The following is a 25131-nucleotide window of genomic DNA, read 5'->3' as shown; positions in this document are numbered from 1 at the left end:
TAAAAAAATCTTGCAAAATAGATTTCTATAATATCTATATATCTATTAATTATAGTATATAAAGTTTTCAAAAAAAACGAGATTTTGAAAAGAAATTAAAATTTCATTATAATTTATTTTGGGCGATCTAATTTAAAAAAATAAAAGAAAGGTTTTATAAACCTACTAAATTACCAATTAAAACTATAACAAAACCGACAGCACCGATAACTAGAATACCGAGAGCGGTAATTTTAACTAAATCTAGATATTCTGCCTTATCTGGTTTTCTTGCTACTTTTAATACCCTTTTACTGTCTTTAACAAATTTATCAAAACGTTCTTTTATATCCATTTAAATAACCCGAAATAAAAAATTTAGTAAATTATAATAAAATAGTAATATACAATATTATAAATTTATTTATTTATATAGTTTTCTATAAACTGAAAAAAATATATAAATTTTGATGGATTTAGAAAATTCCATCAATAAAATCATCTAACTGATCGTTGGTGCTTTTTGCTTCATCGGTTGATACCTCGCTATCATCCTCAAAATCAACAGAAGAAGAGCTTCCGTCACCGGATTCAATACCTGAAACAACAATAGTCGTTCTGACAGTGCTTTGCAATGCAGGATCAAGTTGAGCACCCCAAATGATGTTTGCTTCAGGGTCAAGTTTGTCAGCAACAACCTGCACGATTTTTTCGGATTCGTGCAATGTCAAGTCTTCTCCACTTGAAATGTTAATTAAAGCACCGGTAGCGTTTGAAATATCAATGTCAAGTAAAGGACTGCTTAAAGCTTCATGCACTGATTCCAATGCTCTGTCTCCGGAGTCGGATTCACCCATACCAATCATTGCCATTCCGGAGCCTTCCATGATACTCTTAATATCAGCAAAGTCCAAACTGACAATACCAGGTTTTGTAATCAATTCGGTGATTCCTTTAACCGCTCTGCCTAAAATTTCATCGGAAACTAAAAATGCTTTAGTCAATGGAAGGTTTGGAGCTACTTCCAGCAATTTATCATTTGGAATGACGATAACAGTGTCGGCTGCTTCTTTAAGCTTTTCAAAACCTTCATCAGCATTGTTTCTTCTTCTAATACCTTCAGCTGAGAACGGCATGGTAACAACAGCTACGGTTAAGGCGCCTAATTTTTTAGCGATTTTAGCTACGATAGGAGCTGAACCTGTACCGGTTCCTCCACCAAGACCGCAGGTAACGAATACCATGTCTGCGCCTTCGAGAGCTTCTCTTATTTCATCTTCGGTTTCTTCAGCACATTCTTCACCGATAGCTGGATCTCCACCTGCACCTAATCCACCGGAAGTTTTTCTACCTAAAAGAATTTTTTTATCGGATTGACTGTAATACAAGTCTTGTGCATCAGTATTTACAGTAATAGTTGCTGCACCTTCAATACCGATTTCTGATAATCTTGAAATAGTGTTGTTTCCAGCACCACCGGCTCCAACAACAAAAATATTAGTTTTTTGGATAAATGGTAAAAGATCATCGTCTGCTGTGGACGGAATAGTTTTTTTGGAATCTACCTTTTCCATTCTTTCTTCAGATTCTTTAATTGCATCATCTATAAATTTCACGAATTAACCCCACATACTCTGCTTAAAAAAAATATTTGTAAATATTTCTATTTAAACTTATATTTAAATGCAACTATAATTTATAAAATTAATCTCTAGGCATTGCAATAATCTCATGGATTTTCAGATTGAATAAATCCTTGGCATTGACCGGAGTCAATATGACTGCAGTGTCCACGCCTGAGCCTCTTCCACCAATTGCTATGATTTCTTCGCCAACGGAGATTAAACCGGCATCAGCAGCCATGATTGAAATTTCACAGGCCACTTTAACTCCATGAGAAATCATACGAAGAGTGTCTGAAACAATATCTAAAGGAGCGAAACCTCCGTATTTATTGGTTACTCCACGGTTTGCTCCGCTGAAAGCATGGCATCCGATTAATGTTGAAATTCCTTTCTCTTCAAGAGTTTCCAGCATTTCATCGGTGATATCAAGGGTGTTTTCTTCCTTAAATCCGGAATGGTGGGTAACATTGATTATTTCAGCGTCGCCTTCAACGGCATCATAGAGTTTCAATGCAGATTTTCCGGTTGCAGAAGCTATTACAATGGTATCTATTTCATCGGATTCGTCCAGTCTTTCCTTTACAGCAGCTACAAGTTCATCAGTGTAATCTTCACCTTCTTTTTCAAAATACGTTATTTTCATCATCTCACCTTTATATAATATTAATGGGCATATATTATTTAAGGATTTATATGATTGATGATAATATAAAGCATGTGATTAACGGGGACTACATTGTTATTCCGATTGAAACGGGATACATTAAGCCGAATGAGGATTTAAGCTCGATTATTAATCCCGCACGGGAACTGATGGAAGACGGAGACTATCTGGTCATTGCAGAAACTCCAATTGCCATATCCCAGGGACGTCTGGTGGACGAATCCGAGTATACGCCTTCATTAACCGCCAAATTCCTGACGGTAGTGTGGAGCAAGTACCTCTGGGGCTACGTGTTCGGACCCCTTTTGAAAATCAAAAAAAGAACCATCAATAACTTGAGAAAATTACCCGAAGAGACTAAAGCCCATAAAGAAGTGGTTCTGCAGCTATACGGCTTAAAGCATGCATTAAAGCCGGCTTCCGAAGCAGGAATTGATTTAAGTAACGCTCCAGGAACATGCGTTTCCCTTCTTCCAGACAATCCCGAAAAAGTGGCAAAGGAAATTAAAGCTCAAATCGGAAAGGAAGTCTGCGTGATGATTATCGATACCGACGCCACATACATGAAAAACGGCAAGTACTTTACAGGTTTGCCGATAGCCATTAACGGAATCGAAGCCGACAGAGGATTTTTCGGATACGTTAAAGGCCAGTTAAGCGAGAACATGGGTTCAACGCCCCTAGGCTGCAGCGAAGAAATCAGCGTCGAAAAGGGTCTTGAAATAGCCAACATTGCCGAGGATTATCAGAAATCCCTCTCCAGTGAAATGAAAACCATACACGACGTTAAAAAGGTTTTAGGTACCTCCGAAAAGGAAGTTACTGTTGAAGATCTGGACAGCATAACCCATACCCCAGCCGTCATCATAAGGAAAAAGTAACTAACATTTTTATAATAGTATTGACATAAATATATTATTGTTATAGTTTTAGGGGTAATCAAATGATAAACAATCCAATAGTTAACGATTTTCTAGTACAAATTGTAGCACCGGAAGACTTGAAAAATATTAAAGCCATCATCCAAGCATTAATTGACGGGATTGAAACCGATGAGGCAATCCACGAAAAAACGGACATCAAATTAAATACCGTCAGAAAACTTTTATACAAGCTTCATGACGCTTCAATAGCTACATACAAAAGAAACAAAGACCCTGAAACTCAATGGTTCACATACACATGGAAATTCGACAAGGAAGAATATGTAAAAGAAGTCACTGATTTTTATACTGAAAGATTAAAGGAAAGAGAAGACTTGCTTGACAATTTGGAGAACAATTTGTACTTCGTTTGCTGTATGGAACCTGAACATTTTAAGGGAGATTACACCGAATCTTCCGAATACGAATTCTACTGTCCGGTTTGCGACTATGAACTGGAACCCTATGATGCCAAAAAGGAAAAAAGCCTATTGAAAAGAAGAATAACTATCGACAAAAAGAATTTCAAGAAATTTGAAGATTCAATTCAAGAATAAACTGATATGATGGAAATTGAAATTCTTAAAAAAGAAAAAACCCCTGAAAACGTGATTGCCCACTCAATAGCGGTTTGCAAAAAGGCATCAGAGATTGCCCTGAATTTTCCTGAAGCTGATAAGGATTTGATTAGAAAGGGTGCTCTCCTGCATGATATCGGAAGGTCTAAAACCCACGGGATTTCCCATGCCGTTGAAGGGCGAAAGATTGCCCAGCAATACGGATACGGCGAGGACGTTTTAAATATCATTGAAAGGCATATAGGCGCCGGAATCACAAAAGATGAGGCTAAAAAGTTAGGTCTTCCTGAAAAATCATATGTTCCTGAGACCTTGGAGGAAAAAATCGTCGCCCATGCCGACAATCTCATCAGCGGAACGAAAGAGGTTGACGTTGACTACGTGATTAAGAAATGGCGCTCCAGAATGGATGAGCCTGAAGACAACATTAAACGACTTATTGTAATGGATAATGAATTGATTAAAGCTTTTGAGGATGATTAGCGATGAAAGTGATATGTTCAAGTGAAGAATCTTTGTACAGGCCCGAAGCGGTCAGATGGAGAGAAAGGATGGAAATGATGAAGCCTGTTGGAGACAGCGTCGTTCTGCTTCCATGCAGCATGAAAAAACCTTATTCCGACTCCAAATCCCATCAAGCCTTCAGAAAGCTGACAAGATCATTTCAGGAGCTTATCGTAACTTCCCCCTTTGGAATATGTCCAAGGGAACTTGAAAATACCTTCCCGATACAATCCTATGACGTCAGCACGACCGGATCATGGTCTGAAAACGAAATTAAGGAAACCGGCCAGCTAATTAAGAAGTACTGCGAGGGAAAAAGGGTTGTTGCACATCTTCACGGAGGATATCTAGAGTCCTGTGAAGCCTACCTCGATGACTTTACGCTTACGTGCCAAAACGGCAAGCCGACATCTCCGGATTCACTTTACAACCTAAGGATGGAGCTTAAAAATCATGAAAAGATTAACAGAAGAGACAAGGTTTTAAATGAGCTCAGGTCAATTGCAGTTTATCAGTTCGGTCCAAAAGCGAAAGATTTCATTCCAGACAACGTGAAAACGAAAGGAAGATATCACAAAAAGATTACCGTTGACGGCGTTCAGATAGCTCTTTTAAATAAGGATTACGGCCTTTACCGATTGAATCTGGCCGGAGGAGAGATTTTAAGGGATTTAGGCATTAACATTGTCAATATCGATTTTGACCTCACAACAAACACCGTATTTGCGCCGGGAATAGAAAAGGCCGACCACAATATCATTCCTAATGACGAAGTCGTTGTTGTTCGAAACGGAGACGTTGTAGGCGTTGGAAAGGCAATTTTAACCGGTCGTGAAATGGAATTATGTAGCAACGGCATTGGTGTTAAGCTCAAGCATCGCGTAAAATAATTTTTGAAAAACAATAATGTATAAATACATTAAGCATAAACATAACTATATTAGTTGTTATATTATTATTCTAGAGGTGAATATTAAATGTCAGAAGAATTAGTCAATTCAATCAGAGACGCAGTTGCGGTAATTAACGACCCTCACATGGGTATCAGTATTGTTGAAATGGGAATTGTACAGGACATAAGCGTTGACGGCGACGTTGCAAACATTGTCATTAAGCCAACCAACCCTGGCTGTATGAGTGTTACCCGTATTGCTGCTGACGCTAAAATTCAAGCAGAAAAAGTTGAAGGAATATCCAAAGCCGTAATCACTGTCGAAGGACACATAATGGCAGATTCCATTAATGAAATGATCAACAGGTAAATTTAATTTCAAACACCACATCACTTTTCAAGTTAGTTTAAACTAATTAACTTGAATTTTTTCAATTTTTCGCTGAAAAAGTCGAAAAACCAAAACACTTATATATTGATAATTACCATAAATATATTTGTTGTATATAGGCTAGTGGCACAGCATGGTTAGCGCGCTCGGCTGATAACCGGGAGGTCGTGGGTTCGAATCCCATCTAGCCTACTTCTAAAACTATTTTTTTTGAAAATAACTTTTTTTTACATGATAATTTTCTCGTCATTTTACCAAATTATTTATATACCATGTTCTACATAATATTACTTAAATGTACAAAAAAGTGTAATGGAGTATAAAAATGTGGGAAATTATAGAGGAAAAATTCAAGAAATATCCGGCAAGGATACGTGTTGCGGAAAAAATGATTGAACTGGGATTATCCGTTCATGAAAACGGCAAAGTCTATTGTGGAAATTTAAAAATCAGCGATAAAGCACTTGCCACAGCGGCAGGCGTCGACAGGCGTGCAATAAAATCAACGATTAAAATCATTGAGGAAGACCCTGAATTATTTGACCTTTTCAACAACATAATGCCTGCGGGAACATTACTTAAAAACATTGCCAAAATCGTCGATTTGGGAGTTATAGAAATAGAAGTGGGGTCTGACAACGAGGGAATACTTGCTGCAACGACAGATTTGATTTCAAAAAAGGGAATTAACATAAGGCAGGCTTATGCCGAGGACAGTCAGATGCAGGAAACTCCAATCCTTACGATAATTACAGAAAATCCTATAAACGGTGATTTGATTAGTGAATTCTTAAAAATAAAAGGAATCAATAGAGTGTCAATCTATTGATCTAAACCGGCTTCTTTTCTAGCCTGTTCCATTTCTTTGTCTTCTTCCTCAAGAACTTCCAAAAGCTCTTCCCAAGCTTCCAAAGATTCCTTGGCGGCTTCCTCGGATAACTTTTCGATAGCGTAACCAGCATGGATTAAAACGTAATCTCCAAGCTCCACGTCAGGAAGAAGATCCATTTTAGCCTCCTGTCTTGCCCCGCCGAAGTCGGCGTAGAGCAAATTGGCTTCCCTGTCTATTTTTACAATTTGCGCCGGTGCGGCAATACACATATTTTTCCATCTCCAATATAATTAAATTAGTTAATAAATAAAATATATTATAATTCATTATATATAATTATCTAATGGTGAAAATATGGCGAATATTATAATAGGATCCGGTCCAGCAGGAAGATTAGGCTCATACGAGCTTGGAAAATTAGGAAAAGAAGTTATTTTGATTGAAAAAGCCCATATTGCAGGTACATGCTTAAATGAAGGCTGCATGGTTATCTGTGCATTAAGCGACATATCAAAATTTATAGATTCAAACAAAAGATTCAATGAATACGGCTTTATCAAAAGCCAGGTTGATGTCAGTTACGACAAGATAGCTGCTAAAATTGTTGAAACACAGGAAATGCTTAGAAAACTAAACCAGATGGAAAACGAAAGCGTTGGAAATACCGTAATATACGGAGAGGCAAGCATCAATGAAAATGAAGTTAATGTTAATAATGAAAGCTACGAATACGACAATCTATTGATAGCTACCGGCGCAAGACCACATATTCCAGAGATTAAAGGAAATGAATATGGATTAACTAATAAAGACATTTTAAAGCTCGATGATATTCCAGAAAAACTCAATATTATTGGCGGAGGAGTCATCGCAAGCGAAATAGCCAATATCTTCTCAACTCTGGGAAGTGAAGTCAACGTCATTGTAAGAAGCCAGTTTTTAAAGGAAATTGACGAGGACGCCAAAAGTTACATCTTAAAAAAGATTCTTAAAGACGTTAACGTGATTGAAAACACAGATATTGTTGAATGTGGAAAGAACAGTGTTGTTTTGGACAATGGAGAGTCTTTGGAAGGAGTGCCTTTCTTTGCAACAGGAAGGGTTCCGAATTCAGAGATTGCTGAAGGCTTTGTTGAGCTGAATCCAGACAAGACCATCAAAGTCAATGAATTCATGCAGACTTCCAGAGATAACATATACGCCGCCGGAGACGTTACCGGAGGCTGGCAATTAACACCCGTAGCAAGAATGGAGGGAATCTGCGCTGCAAGAAACATGGCCGGATACCTCAACAAGATAAGCTACGAGTCAGTTCCCCAAACGATAAGTCTGAACACTGAAGTGAGCTTTGTTGAAAACAAGAAAATCGGGGACGTTGAAAGCGAAACCATAGCGTTTCCGGGAATCGGAGGGCCTAACGCATTCTGGAAAATACTTACCGGAGAAACCGGATATACGAAAATCGAATTTGACAGCGAAAACAATAAAATCAAGAAAATCAACTCAATATCACCTTCATCAACAAGCGATATTGCATATTTATCCTATTTAATGAGAATGGACTATCCTCTGGATGACTATTCAAATTTCATTGAAGTGCATCCGTCTACGGATACCAACTATAAAATCATCAAGACTTTGTGGTTATGATTCATTTCCACAAATGTCAATTATTTTTCCGGCAAGTTTTGATTTGGTGGCTAACAGCTCGTCAGCATAGTCATTGGTGTGTTCCTTAAGGGAATCGTAGTTTTCAAAGGCCTTTAAGATGGTTTCATTGGCATCTTCAATGTCAGTTTCCAGTATTGCACCTTCGAAAAGTCCTGCCATGTTATGGTATCTTCCCCATTTTATTTTTGTTACGGTGACAATCGGGAGTCTGCAGGCTAAAACCTCTTCAATCATTACCCCATCATCTGTTAAAACCGCCAAATCGGCAAAATTGAAAATATGGTTAAGCCAATCTATATATCCCAGATAGATAACTTTTTCTTCATTGATCAGTTCAAGATACTCGTCATGCATCGGATAGCCGACAAGAAGAACGTTGTATTCGTCGCTGAATTCGGCGAAATTGTTTGCGGCCTCAATCATGCCCTTAAAAAGGGATGATCCTGAAGAAAAAAGTATTGTTTTTTTTCTTTCATCAAAGAGTGGAAATTCCTTAAGCTTTTCAAAGGCGATTTCCCTATTGCCTGAATTAACGTCATCATTTAAAGGATAATATGTCTTGGACAGGTTTTCGGGCAATGTATCTTGCCTGAACAAATCATATTCCGGCAAAATAATACAATGGTTAAGTTTAGGACATACTTTCATGTCCAACGGCGTGCAGCACAATGTTACGCAGGGCTTTTTGGATAATTTGGAACCTACGCTTGCTACAATTGCTCCTCCGCCGATTATTCCCACAACAAAGTCAACGTTTAATTTATTGATTAGTTTTCTTGCTTTAAAGGTGGCGGTTATCATTTTTAATGCTGCCTTAACTGATGACAGCTTGGTTGCGGCATGTCCTCCTGCCTGAGGTATTGAAATATTGTGCCATGTGTAGCCTTTCTTTTTGAAAAGTATTCCCGGTGCGGATTCGTCAAGGGCAAGTTCGCACTGGACTCCTCTCGCTTCAAGGGCTGTGATGACATTGTATGCTATAACGGCATCGCCCCCAAGCCCCCTTCCGGTAATTACGACTAACGCCTTCACCTAAAGCCTCCTGTTAAGGGAAGGGATTTCTTTTTGACTGGGAGTGAATCCCTTTGGATTGTCGGCATGAGGATTGTATAAAAGTCTTCTAAATCCGAAAGCAATTAGAATGTCACTTGTAACTTCAATCTGTTTATCTCCAAGAACCCATTTGCGTACAAGGTCTCCCAATCCCCCTCCTGTGAGGACATCCATAACGTAGTCTCCGAATGTCGGGTCAAGAAGCCTCAACCTTTGCCTGAAGAATACCTTGAGCGTGCTTCTTCTGACAAATGCAGTAAAGCAGACCGTGAATATGAAAAGCAGTGCAACCCACCAGAATCCTCCGATATAGTAGAAGGCGATTCCCAAAGCTACCGCGAAGGTGTGGTTTCCGACTTCCCCCAGCATGATTTTTCCAAGGAAATCCAATGGAGAATAAGCCAGACAGACTACAAAAATCAATAACGGAGTGTAGACAGCAGGCAACTCTTCAATTGAAGGTGAAGCAACAATCAGCATGCAGGCCACGGTTATTAATGACATTACCATAGTAACCATCGCACATGAACCTGGCTGCATGTCTGAAATGTTTAAAGGCTGTATTAAGAAAGCGATCAGAATGGATGAAAATCCGAATCCTTCAATAAATCCAACTATCATTACTAAAATCATGCCTATTCCACGTGAAAGTTGGCCGATTTCAATGTTTGCAAAGCTGAACTTTCTTCTTCCGAATATATCATCTATGAATGCACAAATAGCGATTATTATAATCAGATCGGTGCAGCTCGGCAGCATATAAAAAGACAGTATGATTGCCGGGACAATTCCTACACCTCGAGGTATTCCTCCCCTTACATTAGGGAATAAATTACCTAAATACCCCCTTTTACCAAGAAATCTGAATAAGGCATCTATAAAAGCAGTTCCTATTGCACAAACAATAAAAATGAATATAAATGCATATAACATCGATTCGTACATAATATTAACTCACTAGGTTTATCACTTATAAGTTATAATTATAATCCTATATATAATCTATGATAGGCTGTATCTTAAAATAGCCGCAATACCGCCCAAACTTTCCAGCTGCTTTCCGCCATCATGCTCGCTGCTTATAACCATGACTTCCCCCTTCATGTTCTCAACCATGTCCATCTGCTGGCCCAGATTGTTGGTTGCGACCATCTTGTCAAGTATCAGCAGTTTTTCAACGGCCCCAATATTGATGGCTTCGCTGCACTCCTTAATACCATATGCAACTTTTGATGAATTCCGGGCGATTTCCTCAAGAAGGTTATTAACGGCTGCCATTTCGCTTGCAACCCTGTTTTCAACGGTAAGCTTTTCAACCGTTCCTTTTTTGAGCACTTCATGAATTCCGACCCTTCCTCCGGTTCCGGTATTTTCAATGATTGATTTGGCGGCCAAATCCTTATGTTTGTCCTTTAGATAATCGTAGAAATCGTTTTTGTAAAAGCCCGGTCCCGCAAGGATAATGCTTTGAATCGATTCGAACTTGTTTATTGAATCAACGATCGTTTCATAGAACTTGACGATGTTCTTGTTTCTGTTCTTGTCCAAAATCCTCTTTCCGGAAATGTTTCCCTTGATTGGACCATAATATTCGATTCCGAACTGTCTCATCAAACCTAATGTTGCGGTATCGTCCTCTATGACCACTATGATTGCGGATAATTTTTTGGAAGCGTCAATTGCCTGCTTTAGTCTTTTCAATGCCCAGTTCGGCCATTTAACCTTTTTAATCTTTAATGGAGTGTTCAGCTTCACTTCCAATGTGTGGTGGGAACCTAAAGGAATGAGGTCCTCAGGGCCTCTCGTAATGACTCCGGTCAGCCTCAGTTTGCCCGTGAATAAATGAAAGGAAATGCTTTCAACGTCAATTCCCAGATAAAATGTCTTTTTAACACCCCTGTCGCTTCTTAACTTATCTCCCGTATTGTCCTGAATACGACGGGTTGTTTTTGATGAAACGTTGTCCGTAACTTCCACGATATGGGACAAATGCCACAAATCGTCCAGCGTTTCGGGAACGACTTCCATAATTCCTTCTTTTGTATCTTGCTTTATGATTTTCATTGTATTAATATTATATATGTAATGTTTATTAAAGTTATTAATATGAAGATTGGAATAATAGGGGGAAGTGACGGTTTGGGAAAAACCCTCATTTACTATTTTAGGGACGAATTTGATGTTGCGATAAGTGCAAGGGACCACATTAAAGGCCGTAAGGTTGCAGAGGAAATGAACGTTGACTACGTTGAATCGAACACCCAACTGGCCGCCATGAGCGACATGCTGGTGATATCCGTGCCGATTAACAACACGGTGTCCGTTATCCGCGAAGTCGGTCCCTTCATGAGAAAGGGTTCCGTAATGGTGGACGTTACCTCAATCAAGGAAGAGCCGTTAAGGGCAATGGAGGAAAGCCTACCTGAAAACGTGGAATACATTCCGACACACCCCGTTTTCGGTCCGAGGACAACGGAGCTCGACAACCAGATTATTGTCCTGACGCCGACCAAAAAGGGCGAATGGTACAAGAGAGTTCATGATTATCTTGAAAGCAAGAACATGAGGGTAATAGAAACCACCGCCGAGCATCATGACTACATGATGAGCATCGTCCAGGTTCTCACCCACTTTTCATTCATTTCAACCGCTTCAGCGATGGAAAAGCTTAAAGTAGACATCAACGAAACCGAAGACTACGAAAGTCCAATCTACAATCTGATGATCGATATGATTGCGCGTATCGTATCTCAGAATCCTTACCTTACCTATTACATCCAGTCAATGAACAATAACGGCCCTAAAATCAGAAAAGTCTTCAGCGAAGCTGTTGATGAGCTCAGAGATGCCATTGACTCAGAAGATGATGAAAAATTCGTTGAAATAGCAATTAACGCAACTAAAAACATGGGCGACATTCAGAATGCTTTAGGTATGAGTGACAAGGCGATTACCGCATTAAGCCATGAATACAGCCTCTTAAATGAATCAGTCGGCCATGAAATTGCCCTGAAACACATCTATTCCGGCAAGGTTCATGTCGGAGTTCTTGAAAGGGTAAACGGAAAAACAGCGATTTTAGATAACGGAACAAAGCTGAGAGTGGCTAATGTTGAAGTATTAAGCGATGAGGAGCTTTATCAGTGGAAGCTGGACAATATTGAGTGGAAAAAGCAGTCCATCAGCTGCGTTTTCAGCGAAAGCGTGATTCCAAACGTCATCGTCGAAACCCTGGAAAAGGTTGATGAGGTAATTGAAGTCGTTTTAACCGACATTTATCAGGGCCCGCAGATTGATGAGGGCTTTAAAAGCCTTACATTCGAGGTTACCGCCCTTTCAAACGAAGCCATCCAGAATGTTAAGAGCATTCTAACCGGATTCGGCGGAGTTTTAAGGTAAGTTATATTTAATTTCATTGCCTACCGAATAATCAACGTTAACATTAATTAAATTAAAAGTAAATTTTTAAGCATTAATTTAATTGATTGTATTTTAAATTAATGCCCGGGCTTTCACCAACCATGCCGGATTTGAGGCAGGGATATATATCAAAGCCTTTTTGAAATCGATTTATCAAATGGTAATGGCCGTAATTAATGCTACCAATCAATAAGATTTACATACAATAGCCATAATTAATGTTTATTTTTGTATAAATTAGATTAACTTAAGCAACAATCCCCGTTTTTTAAAAAAATGTTTATTTATCATTATTTATAGAAATAATAGTGAGGTGAAACCATGAAAGACATTTATAAAGCCATCATAATCATAGGGATTCTTGCAATAGCCATTGGAAGCATATTTGCTTTTACAGGCAGCAATACCCATCCGACAGGCAATGGAATCTCATATAATGCAACAGCGCTAAGCGAAAAATTATCAATAGACATGAATAACTGGAGTTACGATGAAACAAACGATATTTACTATCAAATAGGACTCGTATACTGTTCAGAACCAGAGGATATTAACTATGAGTCATGTGGAATCTATGTTCCCGGAAAATACTTCCAAGCAAGCAAAAATGCAAATGGAACATACTCATGCACTGTAAAAAGTGACGGGAAAGTTGGAAACTACACAGCATCCGAAGCACCGATTGTGATGCCGGTAAATACGCCAGGTTATTCATCATGCAAAGCTCCAACAAGCTATAATGCAGGGGAAGTGAAAGATTATACTGATGCAGGATTTATCTATCTGGATGCCGGGTGTAGAGGAAGAGACAATGCCGAAGCGCCTGACGGAGTGACTGATTTAAAATCTGCTGTAACCTATTACCGATTTAACGGTGATGTGCTTCCGGGAAATACAGAAAAAATATTTACCTTTGGCCATAGCGGAGGGGGAGCCCAATCTGCAATAATGGGATCTTCAGGAAACAGTGAATTATACAATCCTTATTTAGAAAGTATTGGTGCAGCGATGGTTGGAAAAGATGGGAACGGACTTTCAAATGCAATTGCAGGAGCAATGTGCTGGTGTCCTATAACATCACTTGATTATGCTGACGAAGCATATGAATGGAATATGGGCCAATATGCTAGAGGTTCAAATACATTCACCAGTACTTTAAGTGATGATTTAGCAGTCGAATATGCAGGATACATTAATGAATTAGGCTTAAAAAATCCGAATGGAAACAAATTAACGCTAGAGAAAAGCGACAATGGAATTTATACTTCAGGGTCTTATTATGATTATTTATTGAAAACAACTGAAGAATCATTGAATAATTTCCTAAACGATACTTCCTTCCCATACACCCCATCTTCAGGAGAAAATATGGGTGGCATGCCAACAGGAGAAGCACCAACAGACTCAGGAAACATGCCAACAGGAGAAGCACCAACAGACTCAGGAAACATGCCAACAGGAGAAGCACCAACAGACTCAGGAAACATGCCAACAGGAGAAGCACCAGACAGCTCATCACAATCAAGTGATTCAGAAAGCTACCAAACGGCACAGGAGTATATCAATTCATTGAATGGCAATGAAACATGGATTGAATATGATGCCAGCACAAATACTGCCAAAATCAAAAGCCTTGAAGCTTTTGTGAAACATTGTAAAAATCCATCAAAATCTGTTCCTGCATTTGACGATTTAAACCGTTCACAAGCAGAAAATGGATTATTCGGCCTTGATGCTAATGATTCAGCCCATTTCGATAAGACAGTAGCCGAACTTCTAGGCAATAACAGCGAAAAATACTCCAAATATGACGATTACTCCCCAAGCTATGCAAGCGAATACAACGAGGATTTGGCGAAAAATGACACCCAGAACAACACAATGGAAACGCGCGTAAACATGTATAATCCAATGTATTACTTATGCGATTATTATGACGGTGCCGGTTCATCCGATGTTGCCCAATACTGGAGAATTAATACAGGCATTGAACAGGGAGATACTTCACAATGTGTTGATATAAATCTTTATTTGGCTGTTTTAAGCAAAGTCGGTAAAGATAATGTCGAATTTTCCACTGTTTGGGGTCAAGGCCATACTCAAGCCGAAAGAAGTGGAGATTCAACTGCAAACTTTATAAATTGGGTAAACAATTGTTTAAATTAAGAAATCAATACTGATTTCTTTTTACTCTTTTAATATTCTTTTTTACCGATAGTTATTGCCTGGCGAATAATTAACGTTGATGTTAATCAAATGAAAAGTAAATTTTTAAGCATTAATTTAATTGATTGTATTTTGAATTAATGCCGGGGCTTTCACCAACCATGCCTGATTTGAGGCAGGGATATATATCAAAGCCTTTTTGAAATCGATTTTTCAAATGGTAATGGCAGTAATTAATGCAAATTCAATTCCATGGTTCTAATAGCTATTTCTTTCAATTCCTTTTGCAGGAGTTCCTTTTCCACATATCCGTCATCTATGATTACTGAGTCTTCCCAGTCGTGGAAAATCTTGATTGTCTTGTTAATTAATTCCTGGCCGCTTTCGGTTAGGGATAGCTTGTTCTGCCTTCTGTTGTTTTCATCGATTTGCCTTTTAACCAGCCCCTTGTCTTCGAGTTTCTTGATGGATCTTGCAACCGAACCCTTGTTGAGGTTGTATCTTGAGGCTATCCTTTCCTGGTTAATGTTGGATTCGTGTGATATTTCAAAGAGCAAGTGGAGCTGCGTCGAATTGAGACCGTACTCTGAAATATGGTGATTGACGTAGTTGATGTAGCCTTTTCCAATCAGATAAAGGAGTTTTCCGACGGGAATTGTCGTTGCATCAATTTCCCTTAATTCTTCGACTGACATGATACCTATTCTAAAAATGAGGAGAGCTTATCTTCATAGAGGTCTTTTTTTACTTCCTTGGTGGTTAATGCCAGGGTTTTAAGGGGCTTTACTGATGCCTTTTCCATATGTTCAAGAGTGGAGTCAAATCCTGATCCTCCGGCAGTTACGAAGAATTTTACGTTAGTGAATTTGCCTTCATTCTTTTTCATGTATGAATATAACGGCGTTGCCGGCCTTGAAGCCCATACCGGACAGCCGAGGTATACTACATCATAATCTTCAGGATTGTATTTCAAGCTTTCCAAATCGATTACTTTTGAGGATATTGCATCCTTTCCTCCACGGGCGTATCCCAGTTTACCCTGATAATTGACTTTAGGTACGATTTCTTCCACGTCTGCGCCGGTTTTAGCGGCAATGTTTTCTGCAAGTTTTTTAGTTATGTTTGACCTTGAATAATATACTACTAATGATTTCATGAATTAACTATTATTAGTTCATCATATATAAATGTTGCATTTACAACTATTGCATTTGCAACGATTAATATTATTTGGATAATTTCAAATTATTTGCGCCTTCTTCTTGGAGATGGAAGCTCATCATACATTGATTCAATCAGTTCCTTTAGAAATTCCTTATCTTCGATATTATCAACCAGAATCATTTCCTTTGCGCCCTCATACGGCAGTTCCATGGTCGCATCACACATCATCTCCCGAGCTGCCTTAACCGGCTTTATGAGAAAACGGTCGTCATAAACGCCCCCAATAATCTTTCCTTTGAAGTAAATGATGTATTCGCCCATCATTGCCCTGTATGTTATCTCTTCCAAATCAGAGAGCTGCTCGAGCACATATTCAAGATATTCCTTGCTTGAAGCCATTGTCAATTCCCACCTTTGTTAATAAATTTGAATGAAATTATTTAAATATATTTGTCCGATTTGAAATATTTTAGTTTAAATTAATTATTTTTAATTATAAAGAATAAATATCAAGTATTTTTGCATTTTACGATGCAAGTGAGTGCTTGCATGCGAAAATCTTTATATACCAGGCTTATAATATATATTAAACGGGAATTACTTCCCGCTCCCGAGAAAAATATTGAAATAAATAAAAATTACTACACACAACATTAATCCATTTTAGTGTTAAAGGATGCAGATGATTTCTGCCATCATTAAAGAATGGCGAGATCCGCTCATCCTCCAAGTTTCGACATTGGCGGATTAAACCATGACTTCATAGTTTACCTCCCGTAGACAAAATCACAAAAATAGGTTGATTCGTCAATAAAAAACACGAAAAAAAGGTGATAACTCAATTATGAGTCCATCACTCTTTTTTTATCCCCATTCAACTTTTTTTAAACAGATCATAATCATTTCCTGTTTTTTAGCGGCCGTTTAACTGACTGAAAATCCGTGAGATTGGAGATTGAAAGACTTCGCAATATCCAACGGTATAATTAATATAAGTTAATCTACAAACATTTCAATCAAGGGAGGAAGAAAATTGACAAACAGGAAAATCATATTAATTTCAATATTACTGGCTAGTTTACTGGCCATATCAGCGGTCAGCGCCGGTAACGTATTTATTAAGAATGATGACAGCATGCATCAGGTCTCTACGATGCAGACATTCATGAAGGGAGCCTATGAAGGTGTTGTAAGCGTTGGAGAAATGAAATACAATGGAGACGTGGGGCTCGGAACATTTGAAGGCGTGAACGGAGAGATGATTATCTTGGACGGCGTCATTTATCAGGCAAAAGCCGACGGCAGCGTTAAAGTTGCGCCTAACAATGAAACAATACCGTTTGCAACCATAACCTATTTTGACAAGGATGCCGAGTTAGGAGGAATTTCAGCCAACAGCACTGACGATTTGACAAGCAAGCTTAACGGTGAAATCGAAAAGCTCGGCAAAAACAACATGTATGTGGTTAAAATCAAATGTTATGCCGACAACATAACCGTCAGAAGCGTTGAAAAACAGAACCAGCCATACAAGGAGTTCAGCGAAGTTGCCAAAACGTCCCAGAAGGTATTCAATTACACCAACCAAAGCGGAACAATCGTTGCAGTCTATTTCCCTGAACATATGAAAGACATTAATATGGCAGGATGGCATTTCCATTTCCTCAATGACGCCAAGGACAAAGGCGGACACATATTGGGACTCAACATTACAAACGGAACTGCCGAAATCGATGAAATCCATGAATTCAACATGGTTCTTCCAACGACGGACAAGTTCTCAGACCTGAATTTTACCGAAGACATGACCAGTAAAATCAAAGGCGCAGAGAAATAAACGAAAATAATTAACCGGCATTTGAATTAATGCCGGGACCTTAACTTTTTATATCTGATTTTAGATTGAAATATTTAAAGTATTATTGCACCGATGCCTTCAACATACTTTTCGACATAATCGTTGTCCTTTTTATCGAACAGCCTGTATCTGAAGGTATAGCTTGTTTTATCACCATTAACGTCAACTATTTCAGCGTCAATGATTGGTTCGATGCTTTTAAACATTTTTAAAAGGTATTTTTCATCGCATTTTGAGGAAAATGAGACCGATAATTCGAATTTTTCCAGCTCAAGATTGTCCCTTTTCCATTCAAAGAGTTCCTTTTTCGACAATAGGTCCACGCCGGAGAGCTTCAAGGAAATTTCTTCCTTTTCACCGTTTTCTATAATTACGCATTTTGAAGTGACTTTCCTTACTGTGCCTACATGTATCTCGTCGGATTGCAATTCCCTTAAGCCGACTTCCTTTCCCATTGATTTAGTTAATGCACTCGCCTTTTGCGCAAGCATTCCTATTGCCCTATCAGATCTGATTAATGCCTCTTCACGCTCGTCGAGATGCTCGGCCGATTCGACAATGCTTTTAACGAAGTCCTCCTCATCGCCCTCTTCAATGAGGTTTGACAGGTAAATGCCCTCCTTTATCAGCGCTTTTCTTGCATTTGAGGTTTCCTTATTGTTTTTTTGAATGGAATAGTAAAGGTGAGGATTCTGATATACGATTCTACTTACCATGTCAAGCATCAGGCTGTAAACCGGACTTGAAAATGACCTTGACCTTTTAACGTTGATGTTAAGCTTTCTGATTGTTGAAGCGAGACTGATGAATGAGAAATGGGTCAATCCCTGAACGATGCTCATGTACTTGTCATGCTCTTCAGGCGTCGTTATGACGATTTCACAGTTTTTTTCGGTTAAATATTCCTTTATGATAGCTAACCATTTATCTGACCTGTTTTCGATTGGAGTAAGCACGATAATTTGCCTTTCAAGGGTTGGAATGCGGGGACCGAACATCGGATGGCACGGCAATATCTCCGCATTTTCCGGTGCGTATTTTTCCAAAGCTTCAGCGGCTTCCGTCTTGACGCTTGCAACGTCCATCAAAAGGGATCCTTCGGGAGCGTGCGGAGCCACCTGAGCAATCGTTTCTGCCATGTTTTCTATGGGAACGCTGAATACGATGATTTCTGCATCTTTTACTGCCCTAATATTGTCATTGCTGTAGCCGACGTCCAATTCATCGGCAATTTTCTGTCCGCTTTCAGCGTTTCTGCTCGTTATGGTAATAGTGAAATCATTTTTAAGGTGTTCTGCCATCCATTTTCCCAGACCTCTGGTACCTCCGATTATCGTCATCCTTCTATTGGCCATGTTCTGCCTCCATTAATTATTATTTTCTCATTATTCTATTTAATATTTCAACTATGAATTCAGATAACAATCGGAAATTATCCGGCGAGAATTGATATGGTGCTTAAATCAGTTAAAAAAAGAATGGATTTTGAATATTTGGCGTTAATATTCAAGATTTTAAAAGAGGATTAAGCTCCTCCAGGAATGCTGTATTTATCATTTACTCCATAAAAGATTCCGTTTCCTCTTCTTTTTTCGCTTACATTGCGTAATGCGTTGTTGAAGATAATGTTCAGTAGTTTATAACCGTCCTTATCAATGAAATCAGTTAAAGGAGTGTTGTTCTGCCTTATCTTCAATGCATCCCTTTCCACGCCAAAGCATGCTGCGTAAATGATTTGGGCTGAATTTTCATCATCGGATTGCGGAGGATGCTCTTCTGTAAGCTTGGACGAGGCCAAATAATTCTGATAGCTCATCCATTCATTTTTAAGCCCTTTTCCTTTGTCAGTAAATTTGCCGTTTTCAACAACGTCTCCATAATTCTTGCCGTCGTATCCGTTTTCCTTGTCAACGGCGTTGATGAAGTCATCGAAGTCATTTTCGAATTTATTGGCTACTGCAGATATATTGCTCTGCTTTGCCATTGCCTTAAGGTTGAATTTCTTCTTGTTCTTGTTCATGTTCTTGAGCAGCTTGATTGCTAATGATTCGGAAGTTTTCAGCTCACCCTTGTTTGCGATTCTAAGGGTAATCTTTTTCATTACTTCCATATCTTCAGGAGTCAGCTCTTTTCCGACTTCATATGAATCATCCAAATCAATGTCGCATTTGATTTGATCCTTGTTAATTAAATCCAGTACTGTAAGTGATAATGCGTTTACGATTTCGTCATTTTTCGCATATAACATGGATATCATAGGATAGGAATCATCACTAGGCGGAATGCAAATATCTTCATTAATTTGACCTTTGCTGCCTAATCCCAATTTATTGCCTAATCCTAACATATTTCCACCTTCTTTTGATTAAATCAGTAAATATTGCATGATATTATATCACACTTAAAATTAGTTTATTATCAAGAATATAAATAGTTTTTCGAGTGCAGGTGCTAACTTGCATTTAAAATACATTTCCATTTACGCATATTGAATCCAAAGTGAAACTTTCAACATAATCAATCTAAGATTCAAATTAATGCCGAGGGTTTAACTGTCACGCTTTGTTTAAGGCAGGGATATATCAAGGGGTTTTCGAAATCAAGTTTTCACCCGTTAATGGCCGGCATTAATTCTACCCGGCATTCAAGCACTTAAGATATTTTATAAGCAATATTTCAAAGTTGGCAAACGTTATAATCAGGGTTCCGATTAGAAAAGCGTAGAGATTTGATATGAATATGAAAATGACCGCCGTTCCGCAAACCGTAACGATTATCATTAACAGGAGATCTTTTCTGGTTAATTCAACGTTTTTGCGGTAATATTGGCTGTTTGCCAGAATTGATATGTAGAAAACGATTAATGAAACAATCATTAACACGCTAACAAAGTAGTAATTAACCTCTCCCGAATGAATCAGCTCCAGCGCAACCGTTACCAGGTTAATGCTGATGATAATAAAATAATGGCTAAACATCAGCCTTAATGACCTTTCAATCCTGTCGTGCTGCATTAACCGATGAATCTGAACCACATATGAGCCGAACATGGTAATTACAATCAGAAACACTAGAATCGGTACAAAATTGAAGTTTGTAACGTCAAAGAAATGGGTAAGGCCGACAACGGCTTCTCCAAAGGTAATGATTGTTAATAGCTCAAACCTTTCAACAAGATGGGGAAAATTGATTATGCTCTTGTCGAAGTTTCCCTTAAGGAAAAACGGCAAAAATGCTCCCGTTAAAACAGCCAGCACGTTAATCCAGATAACGTAATCCTCAAAGCTGAAAATGTGGCACAATATTGCGATTACATAAATCGTACAGACAACGCTTAGAATGGATATTGAGTTGCCTGCGGCTCCGCTCATTGATTCTTCCTTTCTTGCCTGAATTGCATAGAGTATTACGACCGTTAAAAGCATTATAAGCATTGAAATATCAAAAGCGAAATACATTGAAGCCCAGTCAAGCGAAATGGTGTTTGCCATGAATATTGCTGCAATCATGTTGACGCAGACCAGAATGTAGTCGTACGACTTCCACTGCCCGTATCTATTGACGTAGTTGGTAAAATAGAGCCAGGCCTGAAGAATCACAAAACAGATGATTAAATAGGCAAAAAAGTTATATGGAGGTATTATTCCCCCAATCGGCTCATTAATTAAGCCCGTTAACTGTGAAATTGCGTAAACGAATATCAAATCGTAAAACAATTCAATCAGCTGAACCGGCTTTTTGACTACTTCCATATTAAGATATATGGAGTTAGCGTGTAATTAAATGTTGCTTCAATATAAACTAAAAGCCAATGATTTCATTCAATATAATCAATCAGGAATTCAAATTAATGCCGAGGTCTTCACCCAAAGGACCTGTTAAAAGCAGGGATATATATACCAAGGGCTTTCGAAATCAAGTTTTCACCCAATAATGGCCAGCATTAATGAAAATCTGATTTGCAACGCCTAAGTTTCCAGTTTGTATTTCTTTACGAAGAACGCAGCAACGGCAATCGTTGCAATGACTGAAATTACGTTAGCAATCATTGAAGGCAATCTCAAGCCTTCCGGAGCCTGCAGGATATACGCAAATGCAATCAAAGTACACACAAGTGCAGGTACAAAAGTAATGATGTACTGCCTTTTCTCTTTAATCAGATAAGCAGTTGCTGAGAAAAGTACTATCGTAGCCACTATCAGCTGAGACCATGCGAAATATCTCCAAATCAGACTGAAATCAACAAATGTCAAACCGAAGGCGATTAAAAACAGAGGAACAGCGAGTTTTAGCCTGGAAACAACCTTCTCATTCTTGATTTTAAGCTCATCGGCTATCGTTATTCTTGCGCTTCGAAGTGCGGTATCACCAGAGGTAATAGGACATATAACAACTCCAATGATGGTTAAGGCCATACCAATTGGCCCTACCAATGCCGTTGCCATTTCATTGACTGCCACTGCAGGGGCTGCGCTGTAAATTGCCGCAAGCTGTGGCTGGCCGTGGAAGAACGCCATTGCAATGGCTGCCCAGCACAGAGCAACGAGACCTTCAAGAACCATTGCGCCGTAAAATACAGGCCTTGCATCCTTTTCGTTTTCAATACAGCGTGCAACAATCGGAGACTGTGATGCGTGGAAGCCTGAAATCGCTCCGCATGCAATGGTAACGAAGATATATGGGAAAATGCTTTTGTCGGTGAGATACAATCCCTGAGTTGTAAATTCGGGAATGTTGTATGCAGGATTTATTATTACTCCACCAGTCATTAATATTGCCATAACCAGCAATAACACTCCGAAAACGGGATATGCCCTTCCGATAATTTTGTCAACTGGAAATACGGTTGCAATCAAAAAGTAAATGAATATTACGGTTATGCAGATAAGTACTGGAATATTGGTCAGGTTTGAAAGCAAATCCGCAGCTCCCCTTGCAAAAGTGGCTGAAACGAGAATTCCGGTGACTACCATGAGAACCGCAACGTATTTCTCGAGATTGTGACCCAAATACTTTGAAACAATGTCTGGCATCGTGAATCCGTCGTCTCTCATGGACATGAATCCAGAGAAGAAATCGTGGACTCCACCGATGAAAATCGTACCTAAAACGATCCAGAGGAATGCAGCCGGACCAAAAAGCGCTCCCTGTATTGCTCCAAAAATTGGCCCAAGGCCCGCAATGTTCAGGAAATGAACCAGGAAATTCTTGATTGTAGACATCGGTATGTAGTCAACCCCATCCTTCAGCCTATAGGCAGGCGTTTCGCGGGTTTCATCAACACCTGCCGTCCTTTCAACGATTTTGCCGTAAACAAAATAAGATGCAACCAAAACCAAAAAACAAATGACAAAACTGTACATAAGATATACTTTATTATTTGATTTATTAAAAATTTTTTATTTATATATGAAGGGGCTTTGAAAAGCAAGTTTAAACAGCCGATGGGTCAAATTAACGTGGGATAAATGGAAAAAACAATAAATTAAGAGGATTTCAAAGAACATTATCGACGTGAATTAAAATATTCAACATGATAACGGCCAATAAAAAGATTAAGGACTTTTATGCATTAATTATGTTAATTTAAGCTTTTAAAAGCTAGATTCAAATTGGCTTAAATTTTTATATATCATATTTATAAAAATATAAATGATTACATGAAAACTGTAAATAAGATTCTATTGGTACTGGCAGTTCTATTAATTATTGCCGCAGTAATAGCAACTTATACGATAGAAACTGAAAGCGTCGAAGTTTTAGATGAATACACAACAATACTGGGAAAAAACTCAAACGGTACCGTTTATAAGATAGTTTGCGGCAACAACTCATCAAATGATACTGCGATAGTTATTTTGGGCGTTCACAGCCTTGAAGGCGGCATCCATAACGCAACAAATGAAACGATAATGAACCTTACGAAAGCTGACGGTCTCAACAGAAAGTACATCGTATACTTCATTAAACTTAATTTTGAAGACAGCGGACAGAATACAAGCGATTACAATACCAACCGGCACATGGGCGAACTGCTGGCTCACGATTATGTAGTTCCCGATATCGATAACTATGACCCATATATTGTAGTTGACGTTCATGAAATGGAAGACTATTGGGAAGAGCAGAGATATATAGGCGTTCTTGACAACAGGTCCGCTTTGGAAATGGAGTACGCCTACAGGATGAGCAATTACATGGATTATCCGATATTTACGATTAATGCGGGCACTTCACCGGAATGGGTAACGATGCCGATTTCCAAAGACAATCACATTGTAATACTGTTTGAAACCGCTCAAAAGGATAATAAGACTCAAAAGATGGAAACCGCAGGAAAACTGGTTGAAATCATTGATAACCTACCTATTTACTGAAAAATGGAGATTATTTATTTGTTTTTAAAAAGAATTGGGTTGTTTATTGAATCTCCCCGACCTTTTAGAGGTCGGGGAGGTTCAATTTAGTGTTATCTGTTGAATTGGCACGTGCAGGTATGATAACGGCATCAAAAACATGAATATTTTCTGAACTGTTGATTATTGGAGACATTTTTCCGACTTCATCATATTCGTCATCATAATAGTTAAGCATTCCAAGCCAGCTGACTACATACGGCAAGGCAGTTAAGTAATCTCCACCTTCATGATATCCTTGGATTCCATATTTTGAATATTTTAACATGTTATTTTTAATATTATTTTCTGAAAAATCATATTCAACACCAGTTCTTCTTATTAATGCGGATTCCAATGGTCCAGTGCATGAAAATGCCCAACAAGAATTCATTTTGCCTTGATCTTTAACACCACTTACCCAATTCCAATCGCGTAAATCAAATCTTTTAGGAATTTCTGAAAAAATGGAGTCTTTTTTAAGTTCTATTGTTTCTCCGACGCCTGAAACATAAATCACAAAGTCCGTATCATTTAAGCAGTCATCATTATTAACATATGTATTATTCAAATTATACTTTCCAAGGAAAACGCCATGAATAGCTTCAGTATTATTTTCAAATAAAGATTGATTCACAGACAAATCGCAATCATAGGCTTGAACCTCCCCGACCTTTTAGAGGTCGGGGATTCCTAGATTTTTTTTTTGCTTAATAGTCTATTAAGTCTGAACTAGGCTATCCCCGTCGCACCAACGGTTCAGTATATTAATTGCGGCATTTACATCCCTATCAAGTATTTTTCCACATTTCGGACACATCCATTCCCGTTCTTTTACATCCAAATCTTCATTGATGTGTTGGCAGTGGTGGCATGTTTTGCTTGTATTTTTTGCGTTTGTGAATTGTACACCGTCTGCTTCGGGTTTGTAGAGTTGGAATTTATCTTTAAGTCTTTGTATGAATCTCGATAGAGGAAATATCATGTTTTGCTCTCCTCCAATGAGGATTTTAATA

At 38.6% G+C, this 25131-nt stretch carries 27 protein-coding genes and 1 tRNA gene; 12 read left to right on the top strand and 16 right to left on the bottom strand.

The genetic code is table 11. From position 1 onward, the window contains the following. Nucleotides 1-154: 154 nt before the first annotated feature. The 3 genes from F3G70_RS07255 to F3G70_RS07245 form a co-directional block, all read right to left on the bottom strand. The gene (locus F3G70_RS07255; protein WP_149732039.1) at nucleotides 155-334 is read right to left on the bottom strand and encodes a protein translocase SEC61 complex subunit gamma; all 180 of its coding nucleotides are present in this window, start codon (nucleotides 332-334) and stop codon (nucleotides 155-157) included. 121 nt (nucleotides 335-455) lie between these two features. Then, a complete protein-coding gene (gene ftsZ, locus F3G70_RS07250) occupies nucleotides 456-1595 on the bottom strand; it encodes a cell division protein FtsZ (RefSeq protein ID WP_149732038.1) in 1140 nt (379 codons plus the stop codon). Nucleotides 1596-1683: 88 nt separating this feature from the next. After that, nucleotides 1684-2250, bottom strand: a complete 567-nt coding sequence (locus F3G70_RS07245) for a pyruvate kinase alpha/beta domain-containing protein (protein ID WP_149732037.1) — start codon at nucleotides 2248-2250, stop codon at nucleotides 1684-1686. A gap of 47 nt (nucleotides 2251-2297) precedes the next feature. On the opposite strand from F3G70_RS07245, the gene F3G70_RS07240 reads away from it, so the two are divergent. The 7 genes from F3G70_RS07240 to F3G70_RS07210 all read left to right on the top strand — a co-directional run bounded on the left by F3G70_RS07240 (nucleotide 2298) and on the right by F3G70_RS07210 (nucleotide 6385). Then, nucleotides 2298-3149 (top strand): coenzyme F420-0:L-glutamate ligase, encoded by an 852-nt coding sequence (locus tag F3G70_RS07240; RefSeq protein WP_149732036.1) that lies wholly within the window; start codon nucleotides 2298-2300, stop codon nucleotides 3147-3149. A 62-nt stretch (nucleotides 3150-3211) separates the two neighbouring features. Continuing rightward, nucleotides 3212-3748, top strand: a complete 537-nt coding sequence (locus F3G70_RS07235; RefSeq protein WP_149732035.1) for a transcription factor — start codon at nucleotides 3212-3214, stop codon at nucleotides 3746-3748. Nucleotides 3749-3757: 9 nt separating this feature from the next. After that, nucleotides 3758-4252 (top strand): TIGR00295 family protein, encoded by a 495-nt coding sequence (locus tag F3G70_RS07230; protein ID WP_149732034.1) that lies wholly within the window; start codon nucleotides 3758-3760, stop codon nucleotides 4250-4252. 2 nt (nucleotides 4253-4254) lie between these two features. Further along, nucleotides 4255-5163 (top strand): DUF5591 domain-containing protein, encoded by a 909-nt coding sequence (locus tag F3G70_RS07225; protein ID WP_149732033.1) that lies wholly within the window; start codon nucleotides 4255-4257, stop codon nucleotides 5161-5163. Nucleotides 5164-5250: 87 nt separating this feature from the next. After that, a complete protein-coding gene (locus tag F3G70_RS07220; protein ID WP_149732032.1) occupies nucleotides 5251-5535 on the top strand; it encodes an iron-sulfur cluster assembly protein in 285 nt (94 codons plus the stop codon). Nucleotides 5536-5673: 138 nt separating this feature from the next. Continuing rightward, nucleotides 5674-5748: transfer RNA gene (locus F3G70_RS07215), tRNA-Ile, on the top strand. Between the two features lie 133 nt (nucleotides 5749-5881). Continuing rightward, nucleotides 5882-6385 carry an amino acid-binding protein gene (locus F3G70_RS07210; RefSeq protein WP_149732031.1) on the top strand — a complete coding sequence of 168 codons (504 nt, stop codon included), beginning with the start codon at nucleotides 5882-5884 and terminating at the stop codon, nucleotides 6383-6385. On the opposite strand, the gene F3G70_RS07205 is transcribed toward F3G70_RS07210, so the two are convergent. Then, on the bottom strand, nucleotides 6379-6657 hold the full coding sequence (locus F3G70_RS07205; protein ID WP_149732030.1) for a HypC/HybG/HupF family hydrogenase formation chaperone: 279 nt from the start codon (nucleotides 6655-6657) through the stop codon (nucleotides 6379-6381). The genes F3G70_RS07210 and F3G70_RS07205 overlap by 7 nt on opposite strands. 85 nt (nucleotides 6658-6742) lie before the next feature. Between F3G70_RS07205 and F3G70_RS07200 the strand changes: the two genes are divergently transcribed. Next, entirely contained in the window at nucleotides 6743-8038 is a 1296-nt protein-coding gene (locus tag F3G70_RS07200) for an FAD-dependent oxidoreductase (protein WP_149732029.1), read from the top strand. Here F3G70_RS07200 and F3G70_RS07195 read toward each other — a convergent pair. The 3 genes from F3G70_RS07195 to F3G70_RS07185 are packed head-to-tail and all read right to left on the bottom strand — an operon-like array spanning nucleotide 8033 to nucleotide 11176. Then, nucleotides 8033-9091: a glycosyltransferase gene (locus F3G70_RS07195; protein ID WP_149732028.1), complete on the bottom strand. Its 1059-nt coding sequence runs from the start codon at nucleotides 9089-9091 to the stop codon at nucleotides 8033-8035. The two genes, F3G70_RS07200 and F3G70_RS07195, sit on opposite strands and share 6 nt — an antisense overlap. Continuing rightward, the gene (locus F3G70_RS07190) at nucleotides 9092-10057 is read right to left on the bottom strand and encodes a cell wall biosynthesis protein (protein WP_223166043.1); all 966 of its coding nucleotides are present in this window, start codon (nucleotides 10055-10057) and stop codon (nucleotides 9092-9094) included. Between the two features lie 57 nt (nucleotides 10058-10114). After that, nucleotides 10115-11176: an mRNA surveillance protein pelota gene (locus tag F3G70_RS07185; protein ID WP_149732027.1), complete on the bottom strand. Its 1062-nt coding sequence runs from the start codon at nucleotides 11174-11176 to the stop codon at nucleotides 10115-10117. A gap of 42 nt (nucleotides 11177-11218) precedes the next feature. Between F3G70_RS07185 and F3G70_RS07180 the strand changes: the two genes are divergently transcribed. Next, nucleotides 11219-12511 carry a prephenate dehydrogenase gene (locus tag F3G70_RS07180; RefSeq protein ID WP_149732026.1) on the top strand — a complete coding sequence of 431 codons (1293 nt, stop codon included), beginning with the start codon at nucleotides 11219-11221 and terminating at the stop codon, nucleotides 12509-12511. 342 nt (nucleotides 12512-12853) lie between these two features. After that, the gene (locus F3G70_RS07175; RefSeq protein ID WP_149732025.1) at nucleotides 12854-14698 is read left to right on the top strand and encodes a subtype A tannase; all 1845 of its coding nucleotides are present in this window, start codon (nucleotides 12854-12856) and stop codon (nucleotides 14696-14698) included. Nucleotides 14699-14931: 233 nt separating this feature from the next. On the opposite strand, the gene F3G70_RS07170 is transcribed toward F3G70_RS07175, so the two are convergent. The 3 genes from F3G70_RS07170 to F3G70_RS07160 form a co-directional block, all read right to left on the bottom strand. After that, nucleotides 14932-15393 carry a MarR family winged helix-turn-helix transcriptional regulator gene (locus F3G70_RS07170; RefSeq protein ID WP_149732024.1) on the bottom strand — a complete coding sequence of 154 codons (462 nt, stop codon included), beginning with the start codon at nucleotides 15391-15393 and terminating at the stop codon, nucleotides 14932-14934. A 5-nt stretch (nucleotides 15394-15398) separates the two neighbouring features. After that, nucleotides 15399-15854 (bottom strand): flavodoxin, encoded by a 456-nt coding sequence (locus F3G70_RS07165; RefSeq protein ID WP_149732023.1) that lies wholly within the window; start codon nucleotides 15852-15854, stop codon nucleotides 15399-15401. Between the two features lie 89 nt (nucleotides 15855-15943). Continuing rightward, nucleotides 15944-16261, bottom strand: coding sequence for a TfoX/Sxy family protein (locus F3G70_RS07160; RefSeq protein ID WP_149732022.1), 318 nt, complete (start codon nucleotides 16259-16261; stop codon nucleotides 15944-15946). A gap of 634 nt (nucleotides 16262-16895) precedes the next feature. Between F3G70_RS07160 and budA the strand changes: the two genes are divergently transcribed. Then, complete coding sequence (gene budA / locus F3G70_RS07155; protein WP_149732021.1) at nucleotides 16896-17699, top strand: acetolactate decarboxylase; 804 nt, start codon at nucleotides 16896-16898, stop codon at nucleotides 17697-17699. A gap of 74 nt (nucleotides 17700-17773) precedes the next feature. On the opposite strand, the gene F3G70_RS07150 is transcribed toward budA, so the two are convergent. From F3G70_RS07150 to F3G70_RS07135, 4 genes are all read right to left on the bottom strand, one after another. Continuing rightward, nucleotides 17774-19075 carry a prephenate dehydrogenase gene (locus tag F3G70_RS07150; protein ID WP_149732020.1) on the bottom strand — a complete coding sequence of 434 codons (1302 nt, stop codon included), beginning with the start codon at nucleotides 19073-19075 and terminating at the stop codon, nucleotides 17774-17776. Nucleotides 19076-19245: 170 nt separating this feature from the next. After that, nucleotides 19246-20067, bottom strand: a complete 822-nt coding sequence (locus tag F3G70_RS07145) for a DUF2207 family protein (RefSeq protein WP_149732019.1) — start codon at nucleotides 20065-20067, stop codon at nucleotides 19246-19248. A gap of 286 nt (nucleotides 20068-20353) precedes the next feature. After that, nucleotides 20354-21472, bottom strand: coding sequence for a low temperature requirement protein A (locus F3G70_RS07140; RefSeq protein ID WP_149732018.1), 1119 nt, complete (start codon nucleotides 21470-21472; stop codon nucleotides 20354-20356). 216 nt (nucleotides 21473-21688) lie between these two features. Next, nucleotides 21689-23083 carry a carbon starvation CstA family protein gene (locus tag F3G70_RS07135; RefSeq protein WP_149732017.1) on the bottom strand — a complete coding sequence of 465 codons (1395 nt, stop codon included), beginning with the start codon at nucleotides 23081-23083 and terminating at the stop codon, nucleotides 21689-21691. Between the two features lie 297 nt (nucleotides 23084-23380). On the opposite strand from F3G70_RS07135, the gene F3G70_RS07130 reads away from it, so the two are divergent. Continuing rightward, on the top strand, nucleotides 23381-24097 hold the full coding sequence (locus tag F3G70_RS07130) for a hypothetical protein (protein WP_149732016.1): 717 nt from the start codon (nucleotides 23381-23383) through the stop codon (nucleotides 24095-24097). Nucleotides 24098-24161: 64 nt separating this feature from the next. Here F3G70_RS07130 and F3G70_RS07125 read toward each other — a convergent pair whose 3' ends face one another. Together F3G70_RS07125 and F3G70_RS07120 are read right to left on the bottom strand one after the other, a co-directional pair. After that, nucleotides 24162-24752: a C1 family peptidase gene (locus tag F3G70_RS07125; RefSeq protein ID WP_188118114.1), complete on the bottom strand. Its 591-nt coding sequence runs from the start codon at nucleotides 24750-24752 to the stop codon at nucleotides 24162-24164. A gap of 84 nt (nucleotides 24753-24836) precedes the next feature. Continuing rightward, nucleotides 24837-25131 (bottom strand): zinc ribbon domain-containing protein (locus F3G70_RS07120; RefSeq protein ID WP_223166041.1); only part of this gene is annotated, 295 nt, incomplete at its 5' end.

The sequence above is a fragment of the Methanobrevibacter millerae genome, assembly GCF_900103415.1.
Lineage (GTDB): Archaea > Methanobacteriota > Methanobacteria > Methanobacteriales > Methanobacteriaceae > Methanocatella > Methanocatella millerae.
This window is presented reverse-complemented; position numbering and strand designations above follow the sequence as displayed.